The sequence below is a fragment of the Synechocystis sp. LKSZ1 genome, from assembly GCF_040436315.1.
Classification (GTDB): domain Bacteria; phylum Cyanobacteriota; class Cyanobacteriia; order Cyanobacteriales; family Microcystaceae; genus Synechocystis.
Map to the genome: position 1 here is coordinate 2,658,265 of NZ_AP031572.1, position 14,467 is coordinate 2,672,731.

10 protein-coding genes are annotated in these 14,467 nt (G+C 47.6%); 4 read left to right on the top strand and 6 right to left on the bottom strand.

The window, feature by feature from the left end; all coding sequences use genetic code 11:
• The first annotated feature begins 37 nt into the window (after positions 1 to 37).
• The 3 genes from ABXS88_RS12045 to ABXS88_RS12055 all read left to right on the top strand — a co-directional run bounded on the left by ABXS88_RS12045 (position 38) and on the right by ABXS88_RS12055 (position 7,904).
• Positions 38 to 679, top strand: a complete 642-nt coding sequence (locus ABXS88_RS12045) for a hypothetical protein (protein ID WP_353672290.1) — start codon at positions 38 to 40, stop codon at positions 677 to 679.
• A 107-nt stretch (positions 680 to 786) separates the two neighbouring features.
• Positions 787 to 1,722 carry a cysteine synthase A gene (cysK, locus tag ABXS88_RS12050; RefSeq protein ID WP_353672291.1) on the top strand — a complete coding sequence of 312 codons (936 nt, stop codon included), beginning with the start codon at positions 787 to 789 and terminating at the stop codon, positions 1,720 to 1,722.
• Between the two features lie 872 nt (positions 1,723 to 2,594).
• Positions 2,595 to 7,904 carry a DUF4114 domain-containing protein gene (locus tag ABXS88_RS12055; protein ID WP_353672292.1) on the top strand — a complete coding sequence of 1,770 codons (5,310 nt, stop codon included), beginning with the start codon at positions 2,595 to 2,597 and terminating at the stop codon, positions 7,902 to 7,904.
• Between the two features lie 117 nt (positions 7,905 to 8,021).
• Here ABXS88_RS12055 and ABXS88_RS12060 read toward each other — a convergent pair whose 3' ends face one another.
• Positions 8,022 to 9,257: an NAD(P)/FAD-dependent oxidoreductase gene (locus ABXS88_RS12060; protein WP_353672293.1), complete on the bottom strand. Its 1,236-nt coding sequence runs from the start codon at positions 9,255 to 9,257 to the stop codon at positions 8,022 to 8,024.
• Positions 9,254 to 9,568 (bottom strand): hypothetical protein, encoded by a 315-nt coding sequence (locus ABXS88_RS12065; protein WP_353672294.1) that lies wholly within the window; start codon positions 9,566 to 9,568, stop codon positions 9,254 to 9,256. Before ABXS88_RS12065 ends, ABXS88_RS12060 begins: the two co-directional genes overlap by 4 nt.
• A gap of 133 nt (positions 9,569 to 9,701) precedes the next feature.
• Here ABXS88_RS12065 and nadB point away from each other — a divergent pair, with 133 nt between their 5' ends.
• Positions 9,702 to 11,348: an L-aspartate oxidase gene (gene nadB, locus ABXS88_RS12070; protein ID WP_353672295.1), complete on the top strand. Its 1,647-nt coding sequence runs from the start codon at positions 9,702 to 9,704 to the stop codon at positions 11,346 to 11,348.
• A gap of 171 nt (positions 11,349 to 11,519) precedes the next feature.
• Here the strand turns inward: nadB and ABXS88_RS12075 are convergent, their stop codons facing one another.
• From ABXS88_RS12075 to ABXS88_RS12090, 4 genes are all read right to left on the bottom strand, one after another.
• Positions 11,520 to 12,413 (bottom strand): M23 family metallopeptidase, encoded by an 894-nt coding sequence (locus ABXS88_RS12075; protein WP_353672296.1) that lies wholly within the window; start codon positions 12,411 to 12,413, stop codon positions 11,520 to 11,522.
• A gap of 27 nt (positions 12,414 to 12,440) precedes the next feature.
• Positions 12,441 to 13,739 (bottom strand): homoserine dehydrogenase, encoded by a 1,299-nt coding sequence (locus ABXS88_RS12080; protein WP_353672297.1) that lies wholly within the window; start codon positions 13,737 to 13,739, stop codon positions 12,441 to 12,443.
• Between the two features lie 125 nt (positions 13,740 to 13,864).
• The gene (locus ABXS88_RS12085; RefSeq protein ID WP_353672298.1) at positions 13,865 to 14,134 is read right to left on the bottom strand and encodes a hypothetical protein; all 270 of its coding nucleotides are present in this window, start codon (positions 14,132 to 14,134) and stop codon (positions 13,865 to 13,867) included.
• Complete coding sequence (locus tag ABXS88_RS12090; protein ID WP_353672299.1) at positions 14,131 to 14,367, bottom strand: hypothetical protein; 237 nt, start codon at positions 14,365 to 14,367, stop codon at positions 14,131 to 14,133. The genes ABXS88_RS12085 and ABXS88_RS12090 overlap by 4 nt, the downstream gene beginning before the upstream one ends.
• Positions 14,368 to 14,467 lie beyond the last annotated feature (100 nt).

Sequence of the window (14,467 nt, forward strand, 5' to 3'; positions counted from 1 at the left end):
GCTATCATTCCTATAGCCCCATGGAGACATTTTGGCTATGAATCTCTTTTCCCAACCTTCCTTAACCCTCGGGCGACGAACACTTCAGCAAGTCCTCGCAGTAGGTCTCTTGGTATTACTGGTCTTTGCGGTTAATGCTGGTTCTGTCCAGGCCCTTACAGAACCCACCGCAAGTCAGGCAACCTCCAGCACAAACCAAACCGCTACGCCTTCCTTCAATAAGTTTTTAGAAAAAACCCAGCGTTCCTACGATAAAGCCCTCGCTAAAACCCAACAGGCGATCGCCGATCTCTCCCAACAACTAGCCCAAATTAGCACCACGACAGATATTGCTCTACGTAAACAACTCAAGGATAGTCTTGAAGACAAGCAGGACGATCTGGAAAATGCCGCTGACAAGTTCGACGATCTAGCCGAAAAACTACAAAGTCTAGGTAAAAAACTGACTAAAACCCAAGATCCCAATCAGGCTAATTTTCAGGCCAATGTGGAGTCTGCTCAACTTTCCCTCAGTCAACTGGCTCAATCCCTTGATACCTTAGCTGATAGCACAGAAAAGGCAAAAAAAGGAGCGACAGCAGAAATCCGAACACAAATTGACCAGCAGATCCAAGGAGTCCAGCAAGCCCTAGACCAAGCTAATCAAACCGTGCAAAACATTACCCAGGCTCCCGCTTAATCTAGCCATGGTATTAATCTGTTCCTCTATACCTTGATAGCTAATATCTTCAGGGAGTAAGGTTTAGCCCAATCTCCCTTCTTTCATAACCCCACTTGATGATTCCCATGCCCATTGCCCAAAGTATTACCCAGCTTGTTGGCCGTACTCCCCTCGTTCAACTCAATAGAATCCCTGCGACGGAAGGCGTTACCGCTCAAATCCTTGTCAAGCTTGAAGGAATGAATCCTTCCGCTTCTGTTAAGGATCGCATCGGCGTTAGTATGATTGAAACCGCTGAAGCACAAGGGCTAATTCAACCAGGCGAAACAATTTTAGTAGAACCAACTTCGGGTAATACGGGAATTGCACTAGCCATGATTGCTGCTGCTAAAGGATACCAACTCATTTTAACGATGCCTGACACGATGAGCTTGGAGCGTCGAGCGATGCTTCGGGCCTATGGTGCCGTTGTAGAACTGACCCCCGGAATTCAAGGAATGCGTGGGGCCATTGCTAAAGCCGAAGAAATTGTTAGAGAAAAGGAAAATGCCTTCATGCTGCAACAGTTCTGTAATGTTGCTAATCCTAAGATTCATCAGGCAACCACCGCTGTAGAAATTTGGGAAGATACTGAAGGTAAAGTCGATATTTTAATTGCTGGCGTTGGCACCGGAGGAACCATTACGGGGGTGGCACGAGCCTTGAAAGCACGTAAACCGAGTTTCCAAGCCATTGCGGTTGAACCGAGTAATAGTCCAGTGTTATCAGGCGGTTGTCCTGGCCCTCATAAAATTCAGGGCATCGGCGCAGGTTTCATTCCTCCCGTAATGGAACTTGACCTCATTGATGAAATTATCTCTATTGGTGATCAAGATGCGATACATTACAGCCGTCGTTTAGCTAGAGAAGAGGGCCTTTTATCTGGTATTTCGACGGGGGCGGCTTTAGCGGCGGCGATACAAGTGGGTCAACGCCCAGAAAACACCGATAAGTTGATTGTGATCATTCAACCCAGTTTTGGCGAAAGATACCTGAGTACACCTTTATTTCATCAAATATGATTGGTTAAATTCGTTGATTCTCAATCCTACATGATAGGGTTGCCAGCCTATTCAAAAACAATATTTTAGTTAACAGGAGTTCGAAAGAATTTAGTTATTATAAATCTCACACAACAATGCTTACAACATGTACAATTTAATGGCTTTATTGACAAAAGTCATTGAGAATAAAATTTGTTTTTTAATGTTGACAAGGTTTTGTAAAATCTTGATTCTTGAATTCTTCATTCAGTAAGGCTTCCGGGATTTGATTTTAGTCAAACTCAGGTTCAATAGCTATCTCTTGACGACCAGTTTTAATCTAGTTAACGTTTGTTTTTGATAAAGGTTTCATGGAGAGATCTTGGTCTGACGGACAAATAAATGACTCAAAATATCAAGCGTTGTTAGAAGCTATTACAAAACAATTATTTCTTTTTGATACAAATGTTTGACAAAGGGTGAGTACTATAGCTGATTTAGTTGATTATGGGACAATCACGAACAAGGAAAGGCTTGCTGGCAAAGGATTTCAGTCAGTCGAGCCGTATTATTGTCAATCTAAACAGCTATACCTCTGGGAACATTGATTGTAAAGTTTTGTGTTGATTTTCAATATTTGTGTTGCTAAATAGTTCGGATAGAACATAATTTAAGTAGTTCAAATAAAGTATGACTTTGTAATACTTAGGTATTTAAATATTTAGAATAATCTCTTGGTCTTGAATTTTGATAAAAATAGACTAGAATTTTCCTGATTATAGGAAATTGAGTAAGGGAAATAACGTTATTAAAGCCTTCTCTAAGTAAGAGTAAATCAAAAAGATAACGATTGACGCAATCACTTCTTTTTATTGAGTAACGCAAAAATTTATTTTTTTCTTGAATTCATCATGGCAACTAATTTCAATTTCACCGGTAATCTGCTCGAGCAAAAAACAGTCTTCCTAGAGACTGGTGCTCAGGCAACTAAATCAACCTACGATAACGTTAAGTTTTTTTGGGGTGATACTCCACTACTACAAATCGGTACTGGGGGTAGTGATGGAGGTATTGAAGTTCTAGAGTACGAAAAAGACAAGAAAAAGATTCAGAATATAGCAGTTATAGGGACTATCTATAGCATCTACGGTGGTCAGCAGGTCAAGCTTTTTAATGGTGCTGTTGCCTTCAACGATGTCTTGTCGGATAAAAATAAAGATAGATTGGTTGGTGAAGTCAAACGTAGCGATCGTGTTGAAGGTGGTTACGATCCTGTTCAGGATATTCTCGGTCTCAAATACACCACTATCACACTTGCTCGCGAATTCCCTAATGCAACGACGGGTGTTGCCGCGTTTAATGCCACTCCTGATATTTTTCCAGGAACAAATATTATTCCCACCTTTGGTTCTTCTGCTCTTCTCTTCTTTCCGGGGGGAAAACCCCAGCTCCTAGGCCTTCGCGTTCAACTGCCGGATTTGTATTTGGGCTCTGTCTTCGATTGGTATTACCAGAAAAAAAATAAAGGTGCTTTTAATATCCCTACGTTTGAAGAGAAAGAGCCAGCTCCTGGAAAGCCCATTGACCCCAAAAAACCACTCAAGATTGGTCAATTAACAGGAATAGCAGTAGAGTACAATGGTCTTGATAGATACTTAGAATTAAATGGCAAAACTGATGTTAATCTCTTCGCTTTAGCGAATCTAACCTTTGATATTGCTCGCCCGCGCTTTATTCGTATTTATGACAATAAAGTAGAGGTGTCTTTCGAGACAGTTTTGCAATACTTTGATCTAGGTGCTGTTAGGATTAACGAGATACGTTTTTCTCTTGATACTGTCAAGGCCGAAGGAAAAGTTAGTGGCGAGATCCTTGTCCGTGTTTGGAATAATTTAAAACTTGGTGGTAATTTTGGAGTCCGCTTACTCCGCAACGAGACAGGTGTTTTTAGTGGTGCACAGATCAGTTCGGCCGGGATTTATGCAGATAATCTGAATATCTTGATATCTACGCCGGAATCTCAAATTTACCTACAGCGTCTTGGGGGTCAATTTGAAAATGTTCCGCCATTACTTCCCGGACAAACCTTTAACCTAAATGGCAACGCTGCAGTTTCTCTAGGCCCCGGGTTTGAAGTAGATTTTCCCGATTGGTTGGGCGGCAGCAAAAAAGGCCAAGGGATTTATGCGGTGCGGCTTGATGGGGGGATAACTTTAAAAATTCCGGAAGGATTTGACGTCAATGCTTCGCTCAGTATGTTGGGGTTCACTATCGGACAGAATCGGACTTACCTGAATATTGCCAACGCGGTTCGTGGTTGGGGAACAGTTTTGGAATCACGAAGCCAGCTTACCCTGCCCTTTAATGTCTTTGTATTTGATGGTTTATTCAGCGTTGATGCACGGGTAAACTTTACGCTAAGGGGAACAGGCTCACTCAGACTTCCCAGCTTTATTCCTTTTACGGGTAATCGAGAGTTTGCTGGCGGAGGGGGGATAATCAAATATGCTGCTCCTTACAGCCCAAACGCTCAGTTTCGACCAGAATATGGTTTTGTTGCTGCTTGGATTAACGTTCCTTCTCCTCCCTTTTTCGGAGATCGTGTTGGTGCTAGGGTGATGTTTTATGGTAAATTAGATCTCATTCTTGGCAAAGATATTGATGGTTTTAGTGGCTTAGGAACGGTTGACTCTCTCGATGAGTTTAGTCAACTTGCCACGTCTGATACTTTACTCACAGCTTACGAACAGCAACAGACCGGCGATCCGCTGCCGAGCAGGGCCTTTGAGGTTAGTCAGGGGCGAAAATGGGCTGCCGTCAGTGTCCGTTGGTTAGCCAAAAATAATATTGAGAACCCGTCCTCACTGTTTGAGCTGGTCGCACCCGACGGTACCGTTTATAGAGATTTTGCAACGGGAACCAAAGTCAAACTGATCGAGGAAATGAGCAGTGCTCAAGGGATCTCCATCGGCATTATTAATCCGGATGCCGGGACTTGGACGGTTCGGCAAGTCACAGATGTTGATTTAGGCCCCGTTCAAATCAAGATGTATGAAAACTCAATAGCCCCAGTTGGCAAGATCGAGCAAGTTCTTCCCGATACTAACGGCCAATGGGTGGACATTATTTACTCCGTTGCAGATGCGGATTCAAGTAGCGTCAAAGTGGATCTGTATATGGATACCGACGGAAAAGGACAAGATGGAACGCTGCTGACTACCCTGGACTTTGAGCCCAGTACTGCAACCGGAACCTATCGTTTGATGTTAGAGGGCCTTCCCAAAGGCGAATATTACTTCTACATTGCAGTGGATGATGTCGAGCATGTCCCCACCGTTCGCTATTTTGATAATGGTGCTGATTCATTAGTGAATACTCAACCAGAGCATCCGATTGGAAGTCTTGAAATTGGTCAGGGCAATGATTTATCCGTGGTTAGTGATCTCAGTGCCAATTGGATTGGTGATGGCAAATTTTTAGTGACCTGGAGTGATACAGAGAAGCCTCAGTACTACAACATTCGTTGGTCTGATAATCCTGCCGGGAGTTCTGACAATGCCATCGGCACCGACTATACCGGTGTTCAACCAACCCCCGGATTGGCAACACTCTACAAAGAGGAGAGTGGTCGTTTTTATCACGAGTTGATCGTCGATGGCTTTACCGAAGGTGAGTTATATCGCTTTCAAATTCAATCAGTCGATAGTCAGAATCATTTAGGGGCTACAGGGAAAACCTCCTTGGCGGTCGCGGGGAATTACAGTACGACGATTGCCTTAAGTAATCCTGACGAGTGGAATTGCGTCGCCGTCGTTGGGCAAACCTACACCACTGTCGTCGCCCAAGATACCCCAAATGAAACAAAAACCGTAACGCCCTTAGTTCTTCCTGAAGGGGCCAGCTACAACCTCCAAACCCATCAATTGATTTGGCAACCGACAATTGAGCAGTTGGGTGAACATTGGGTGCAATTTAAAGTCGAGAACCAATTTGGGGATGTTTACCTGGAAACGCAACGATTACAAGTTCTTGAATATTCCCTTGAGCAGTATCAAACGATTAAATTGCCGGAAGACTTCGAGATATTTGAGTCTCAACAAACGAATCCTATTAATCTTAATTCCATAATTTCTTATTCCGAAAATGATGATACCCTAACGATTAGTGGAAACGCTAGTGCCAGTGTCAATACCCAAGGCGGTAATGATACGCTCCTAGTCGGGGCTTACACCAAAGGTTTTGGAGGAGCAGGAAATGATACTTTACAGGCTGTTGCTGGCATTCTTCCTGGTGGTGTTTATCTAGATGGTGGTGAGGGTAATGACAGGATCAGCGGCAGTAATGGCGACGATACCCTCTTAGGAGGAAACGGCGATGATGTCATTCAATGGAGTTTTGGAGATGATTCAATTGATGGTGGCTCTGGTACTGATACTCTGACTGACATTCAATTTCTTGACTTAACGCAGAGTGAGAAAAATAGTATCAAAAGTATTGAAATCTTTCAACTTGCTGATGGTGGAGAGGTTGTTCTTAATCAAGCTGCTCTCTTAGCGCTGGCACCTGACAATAATACGCTATATATCGAGGGCCAAAAGGGGACGGTTTATCTGGCGGACAAGTGGAAGCAACAAGGACAAATGACTCATGGCGGTCATGATTTTCTGCTTTATAGGACGGGAGAGACTAGACTAGCCATAGAAAAAAGCAATGTATTAGTATTTCAGACGGGCGAAGTTGATACGCTATTTGGACAATTTAGCACAGAGGAATTTGAAGGAGTTCTCGAGAACGTATCGACCTTTACTCTAAGCCAACTTCCTAATTCGGAATATAGTGTTCCCTCGGAGGGTTTTAATTTAGCATTATCGGTTGATCAATTAGGTGGCAGTGGAGTCGTTGTCCTCGATATTCTCCCGGAATATCAAGGAATTAATACCATTTTGCGCCAAGATCCTCTGACTGGTGATTGGTCTGAATTTATCTTTAATAGTCAGGTCGGTGCTGAGCTAATTGATAGCAATCAGGATGGCCAATACGAACAGATTCGCTTTCATCTAAAAGACGGTGGTTTCGGGGATGAAGATGGCCTCGTAAATGGCAGAGTTCAACTAACAGGGTTATTAGCGCAAACCACTCCCGGCTTAGCAACTCCACTGAACAGCTCAAGCTTCTTAAATGAACTCGGAAAGCCTGTCCCTTTAACCGTCAGAGCTGTATCTGTGCCGGATCAAGGTAAATTTGAATTTGGTTTGATCAAGTCTGATTATAGTACGTTTCTTGGTCTTCCTGGCGCTTACAACCCCACGGATGAAGGATGGTCGCTATTCGTGGCTCTTGACACCCATGCCGTCATTTTCGGTGATGACGAACAATCTTTGCCCAAACCCATTTCACCAGAGATGTTTCCAGCAGATCCCCAGGCATTAAATCGTTCTTTCGCTCAACAGGTATTAGCTTCCGGTCGTTCCTTAGCACCAACGGAGGGCAAGCCCGTAGGCACACTCCTTCAGAATACGATTGAAGATGCTTATGGTCTAGATCCCTATATTCTTGATCTAAACCATAATGTAATGTACTCCGATAAAAACAACAATTTAGAGATTACCAAAGACAGTCGCGGCTTTACCCAAGTTTCGGCAGTGACCCCCAACGGTAAGTTTGCGGTTGAGATTGCCAGTTTACCGATTTTAGCTCCCGGTATGGATGGAACAGAAACCCCAACTGAAATTCAGCTTTATCGAGCGGCGGCGCACAACAATACGCTGGGACTATATCGTCTTGCTAATGCCCAAGGGGATATTGACATCAACAATGATGGAATCATTGATTTTAAACCAGGCCAAGATGGCTACGCGGCGGCGGCGGTCAATATGACACTCAATAACGATCCTTTGACAGGAGGAGTCGTGCTCAACACGCCCGATAATTTTAGTAAACAGACAACAACAACGACATTACAAGCAGGAGCTTTATACGGAATGTTAATCATTTCGGATGGTTCAGCGCAGCAATTTTTGCAGGAAAATCCCAAAAATGAATTGGGTAGAGTTAATACCTTCTTCATGTATAGCGAGGCAAACCCTGACAATCAGTCTCACTTTATGCGTCTAGGACAGTCAATTTACGGTGTTGAGGATCTATTTAACCGTGGAGATGCTGATTATAACGATCTTCTCGTTAACTTCAATTTTTTAACTAGAGAAGCAATTAATGTCTAATACAAATAAATTATTCTGGTGTTCAGGAGACTCTTTCGTCTAATCACTAGAATGGAATCATTTATAAATTTGGAGTCGTAACTTCTCAGGTCTGGCTATTGCATTTTGCCAAAAGAATCAACTGTTAATTCCTAGGTGATGACCCGCGATCCAGCCTGTTGTCCAGGCATTTTGGAAATTAAAACCGCCAGTAATACCATCAATATCGAGGACTTCTCCGGCAAAAAAGAGACCGGGACAACGCCGACTTTCCATGGTTTTGAAATTGATCTCCTTGAGATTGACGCCGCCGCAGGTGACAAATTCTTCTTTAAAAACCCCTTTTCCCTGTACTTGATACTGGCCTTGGGTTAGGGCCTGGAGGAGGGCCTGGATCTGGACTTTGGAAACATCGGCCCAAGTGGTCGTCGGAGCAATGTTGGCAAAGCAGGCCAGATTTTGCCACAGACGCTTGGGTAAGGGGACGGGCGAAAGTCCCTGGAGTTGCTTTCGGGCCTGTGCTTGTTTTGTGGTTAGTAGGACTTGACGAATGTGCTCCTGGGAATACTGGGGTAACCAATTAATCACCAAGGGCATGCGGTAATGGTGGTCGTACAGACAACGGGCCCCCCAAGCCGAGAGCTTAAGAACTGCAGGGCCACTCAGGCCCCAATGGGTAATTAACAATGGCCCAGTCTGCTCTAGCCGCGTTTTGTCTCCAGTCATCAGGCGTAAATGGACGGGTTCGACGCTAATACCGGCGAGGTCAGCCAAGCGGGGATCTCGCAGTTGCAGGGTAAAGAGGGAGGGGACAGGGGGAAGGATGGAATGGCCCAGGCTCTCAGCCCATTGGTAGCCCAGGGGATGGCTCCCTGTTGCGATTAAGACTCGGTTGGCACTTAAGCTTTCGCCATTTTTGAGCAGGAGTTGGAAAGGCCCAGCGGTTTTTAGGATTTGACGCACGGGCGATTGGGGGCGTAGTTGTACACCACTAGCTTGGGCGGACTGGAACAGACAAGCGACAATGGTTTGGGAGCTATCGGTGACGGGAAACATACGCCCATCGGCTTCAGTCTTCAGGGCCACGCCCCGAGTCTGGAACCAAGCAACGGTATCACGGGGCTGAAATCGACTCAGGGGCCCCCGCAGGGCCTGTCCTCCACGAGGATAGTTTTGAACCAACTGGGCCGGGTCAAAGCAATGATGGGTGACATTACAGCGGCCGCCCCCGGAGATACGAACTTTACTTAAAAATTCCCGCCCGGCTTCTAACAGCGTCACCCTAGCTCGGGGAAAGGTTTCCGCACAGGTAATGGCAGCAAAAAAGCCCGCCGCGCCCCCGCCGACAATAACGACTTCTGGCCCTGGGGTCATGACGGTTCCTCCGCTTCATTCTGCCAGGTAGCTATGGCCCGGAAGACGTCAGGGATGACGCAAGCCAGGGGAAATTCCAATAGGGTTTCAGAGGTACCCAGGTAACCCGATTGGGCAAAAAAAAGCAATAAACGAGCTAAGGCTACCCAGACTTCGGCGTCGTATTCCCAATCCTGGTTTTTTCTGGCGTAGCAGGCGATGGATTGGAGGGCCCAGTAGTAATTATTACGAACGATACTACCTCCCTTTTTAAAACTGGGGAGGTCAGCGGCCGTAATCACTAAAATGTCGTCTTTGAGCCAGGCTTTCATCGCAGGTCTGGACAATCCAAATACTTAGAATAACAGCAACAGCAGCGTTCTCCTGCTTTCCATTCCTGGGCTAAAGATACAGAAGCCGGCAAGAACCGCTAGTCTAGAGAGACGGTTTCTGGAACTTGATGGCATGGCGGCACAAGATTTTGACGTGATTATTGTGGGATCGGGGGCGGCAGGACTCTACGCCAGTCTCTGTTTTCCCTCCACTTATCGCTTGGCCATTATCACCAAAGCCGAACTGAAAACGGGAGCTAGTGATTGGGCCCAGGGGGGAATCGCCGCCGCCATTGCACCTACGGATTCGCCCCAACTTCATTATCAGGATACTCTCAGTGCTGGGGCCGGTTTGTGTGAACCCGATGCCGTTCGTTTTTTGGTGGAAAAGGCCCCCCAGGCTATTCAGGAATTAGTGCGTTTAGGGGTGCAATTTGACCGTTCTGGCCCAGATTTGGCCTTAACCCTAGAAGCCGCCCATTCTCGACCGAGGGTTCTTCACGCCGCTGATACCACGGGGCGAGCCATCGTCAGTACTCTAATGGAACAGGTATTGGCCCGGCCCCAAGTGGAAATTTTCCCCCAGGCCATTGCTGTCAGTCTCGATTGTGACCCAGCAACGGGGCAGTGTCGGGGGGTGAGTGTCCTTCACCAAGACCGGTTGCAATGGTTTCGCGCCAGAGTGATTCTCCTTGCCACCGGCGGTGGGGGCCAGGTGTTTGCCCAGACCACTAACCCGAAGGTCAGTACGGGGGATGGTATTGCTCTGGCCTGGCGCTGTGGGGCCATCCTACGGGATCTAGAATTTTTTCAGTTCCATCCCACCGCTTTGACTAAACCCGGTGTTCCTCATTTTTTGATCAGTGAAGCTGTCCGGGGGGAAGGGGCCCATCTGCGGGATAAGGCCGGTCGGCGTTTTCTCTTCGATTACCATCCCCAAGGGGAATTGGCCCCCCGCGATGTGGTCAGTCGGGCTATTTTTCAACATCTCCAGGCAACGGCAACCGATCCCACCCAGGCCACAGTTTTTCTCGACCTCAGCACCATTGAGCCGGAGCGTATTCGCCGCCGCTTTCCCAATATCATTGAACGTTGCCAAAAATGGGGGGTTGATGTCTTTCAAGAATCCATTCCCGTTGCCCCAGCCGCCCACTATTGGATGGGGGGAGTCCAGACAGATTTGGCCTGTCGTACCTCTGTGCCTGGCCTGTGGGCCATTGGAGAAGTTACCAGCACAGGAGTCCACGGGGCCAATCGATTGGCCAGTAATTCTCTGCTGGAGTGCATTGTTTTTGCTGACCAACTGGCCCTCCTCGACCTGCCGTCCCTCCGGCCCTTTCCTAATCTCACGTCCCGCCAAGTTACTGTTGACTTTGAGACAGATCGGCCCCAGATCCAGTCCATTCGTCAGGCCATTCCCAGCTTGATGTGGCAAGCGGCCGGAATTTGTCGCCATGCCGATAGCTTAAGGCCCGCGATTGCCCAGGTTGAACAATGGCAGGCCCAATGGCAAGACTTAGCCAGCAGTCGTTTCATGGCCCAGATCCCGCCGGGTCAAAACCTGCAATTTGCTACATCTACAGTGGTATCGCAACTTCAATACTGGGCCGAAACCCGTAATTTATTGGATATTGCCGCCCTAATCCTCAAAAGTGCCCTTTTCCGGCCCGAGAGTCGGGGAGGCCATTTTCGCCTCGACTATCCCCAAGCCCTGCCCGAGTGGCAATTACACACCCAAGTTCAACAGGGCCAATGGTCAACCCAGGAGATCAAGTCCTGACCTTAGCGCTTGGATTGCACAAAAGACATTAAAGCAATGCATTTATTGTTTTAGTGAAAACTACCAGGCAGCAAGATCCGCTAGGCTACGGAATAGGCACGTACTTGCTATTTATCGCTCTGTGTTTACTAGACATCTGATTCCCCACGGGTTGTGGGGTTTTTTATGGCTTCAAAAACCGGCGGGCGTTGCGGAAGGAAGATGCAATTTGGGGTCTTGGGCCACCCAGCCTACAGGAGATTGGAAACGTACCTCAAAATGGAGATGGGGTTGGGAAATATCGGGTTTACCCGTCACTCCAACCTGGCCTAATACTTGGCCCGCCTGAACTCGTTCCCCGATCTGAACCGCAAAACGACTTAATTGAGCATAGCGAGTCTGACGGCCGTTGCCATGATCTAACACCACTAAAAAACCGTAAGGGCCTTCCTGGCTCACCAGCAAAACTGTTCCCGCCGCTGCCGCTAAAACTGGTGTTCCGATGGGAGCCAGTAGATCAATACCACTGTGAAAAAAACGATTTTTGGGATTTTGTCTATCGGGTTGCCAACCGTAGTCCAGCCCAATGGTCGGTTTGAGGTCTAGGGGCCAACGGTTGAGGCCCGTGTAGGTATCCTGACCAGAAGCAAGGACAGGACGGCCGGCAATGCCAGGAATAAAGACCTGACTCGGTTTGGCCTGGCAACCATTAACTTCAAACAACACATCCGCCCGAATGCCATAGGCCTTGGCAATATCCCGCCAAGTGGCCCCCTGGGGCACCTCCAGGCGAGTGCCGTTAAAGGGCGGAATGAGCACGACCTGGCCCGCTTTAGGATTGCCATTTTTAAGTTGAGGGTTAATGCTCAGGAGTGTTGCCGGTAGTAGCTGGTAGCGCTGGGCAATACTGGCTGTGGTTTCCCCCGCTTGAACTGTGTGACGTTTTAAGCGAGACAGTACTGGAGCGGGACAATTGGGGTCAGAGAGATTCTGGGCCAGACTCGGCAACGCCAGAACAATACCCAGACAGGATAGACAGGCCCCCGTAACCCATCGGCCTAGAGATTTGTACAATAACTTGTTCATTGTTCATTCTGTTCAAAACCAAACACCCTAGAGAACCCGCAAAACACTGGGAATGGCTTTGATCGCCGGCAGGGCCTCGATTTCCGCCAGGGCCGCCCTGAAATTCCCTTCCCGTACGTCATGGGTGACGACAACGATTTCCGCCGTATTTTCTTGAAAGCCAATCTGTACGACGGATTCCAAACTAACCCCATGGTTGCCAAAACTCATGCCCAAATGGCCTACAACTCCCGGCACATCCTGGCAGAGGAAGCGGGCATAGAAACGGGTACACAGTTCCTCCATCGGAATCATTTGGCAGTAGTGCTGATGGGTGCAACTGAGGAGGGGATCCAGGGCCGGATTCTCATCACTACTAGAAAGAATCCCCACAATATTCACCATGTCCGACACCACGGCACTGGCCGTTGGCCCGGCCCCGGCCCCGCGACCGTAGAACATCACCTGGCCTAAGGGGTCGCCCGTTACCAGAATGCCATTGTAAACCCCGTTAATATTGGCCAAAGGATGGGTCTTACTGACCAAGGTGGGATGAACCCGCAGTTGCAGATGGTCGGATTCTTCCCCCTGTTGGCCTTCCGCAATGGCCAATAGTTTAATCACAAAGCCCAACTTATCGGCGTAGGCAATATCCACTGCACTCACAGGCCGAATACCTTCGCAATAGACATCTTCCCGTTTCACCCGGCCGCCAAAACCCAAGGAAGCCAAAATAGCAATTTTATCCGCCGCATCCAGGCCATCCACGTCGGCACTGGGGTCGGCCTCTGCGTAGCCCAACTGCTGGGCCTCCGCTAGTACCATTTCAAATTCAGCCCCTTCCGCCGTCATGCGCGACAGGATATAGTTGGTCGTACCATTAACAATCCCAATAATACTCTGGACGCGATTGCCTCCGAGGGACTGCTTCAAGGGCTTGATAATGGGAATGCCGCCACCAACGGCTGCTTCCAGGAGGACATAAACCCCCGCTTGATTGGCCGCGGTGTAGATCTCGTGCCCATAACGGGCGATGACCGCTTTATTGGCGGTGACGATGTGTTTTTTATGGGCAATGGCCTTGAGAATCAGAGAACGGGCTGGCTCCAGGCCGCCAATTAACTCCACAATGATGCTGATCTCAGGATCGGTGACAATACTGTCGAGGTCTGTGGTGATCACCTCTGGAGGCAAGGTTATGGCCCTGGGTTTGTCTAGGGAACGCACCCCCACCCGATAAATTTCAATTTCCTTGAGTAGGGGACTCCGACCTACCGGATCTTGCAGGATTGCTACGGTGCCTGTGCCGACAGTTCCTAAACCCAGCAACCCAATCTTAAACGCCACAATATCATTCCTCCTACGGTTCTTTTCTAGATTAGCGGTTTGGGGCCGGTCTTGTGGCCCTCTGGTACTTCTAGCTTTTTCCTAATCCAAATCATGAGCAGAACGGTAAAGTTAAACCACTGTCGCTATAAACGCTGAAGTAATTCATCGTATTCTGCATGGGTGCCAACCCAAAACCAGTAAATGTGATCGTCTTCCAACAAACCAAGAACTCGGTAGTCTAAACTCAGACGAGCTGAATAGATCGGTTGGCCCCGGCTAACCCGTTTGAACTGAAGACTATTGTGGTAGGGAGCGGAACACCAGAGTTCATAGGCTTTAGCCGCTTGCTCTTGAACGGATGCAGGAAGATCATTCAGTTTTTTACGAAACGCCTTTGTCACACTTGATTTCATAACCCGTGCTGAGCGGGAAAGACTTCAGCTAGAGGTGTCGTATCACCAGCAGTAATTTCCCGACGAACCATCTCAGCCATCAGGGCCCATTGGTCATCCGTCGTCGATTCAAACTGGTCTTTCCATGCCAGTTCATCTTCTATCTCAGCCAGTAAACGAGCGGCGATTGCATCTTGTTCTTCCTCCGATAGCGTTTTCAATTGGGTAATTACTCGCTCAAGTAGTTCAGTCATGGTTCAGTTCCGCCTCAAACATACGGGTTATCGTTGTTTACTAATTTTTAGCTGTCGGTTCGATAAAACTGCCAGTAGCGTAATTTGTCTTGGAAAATTC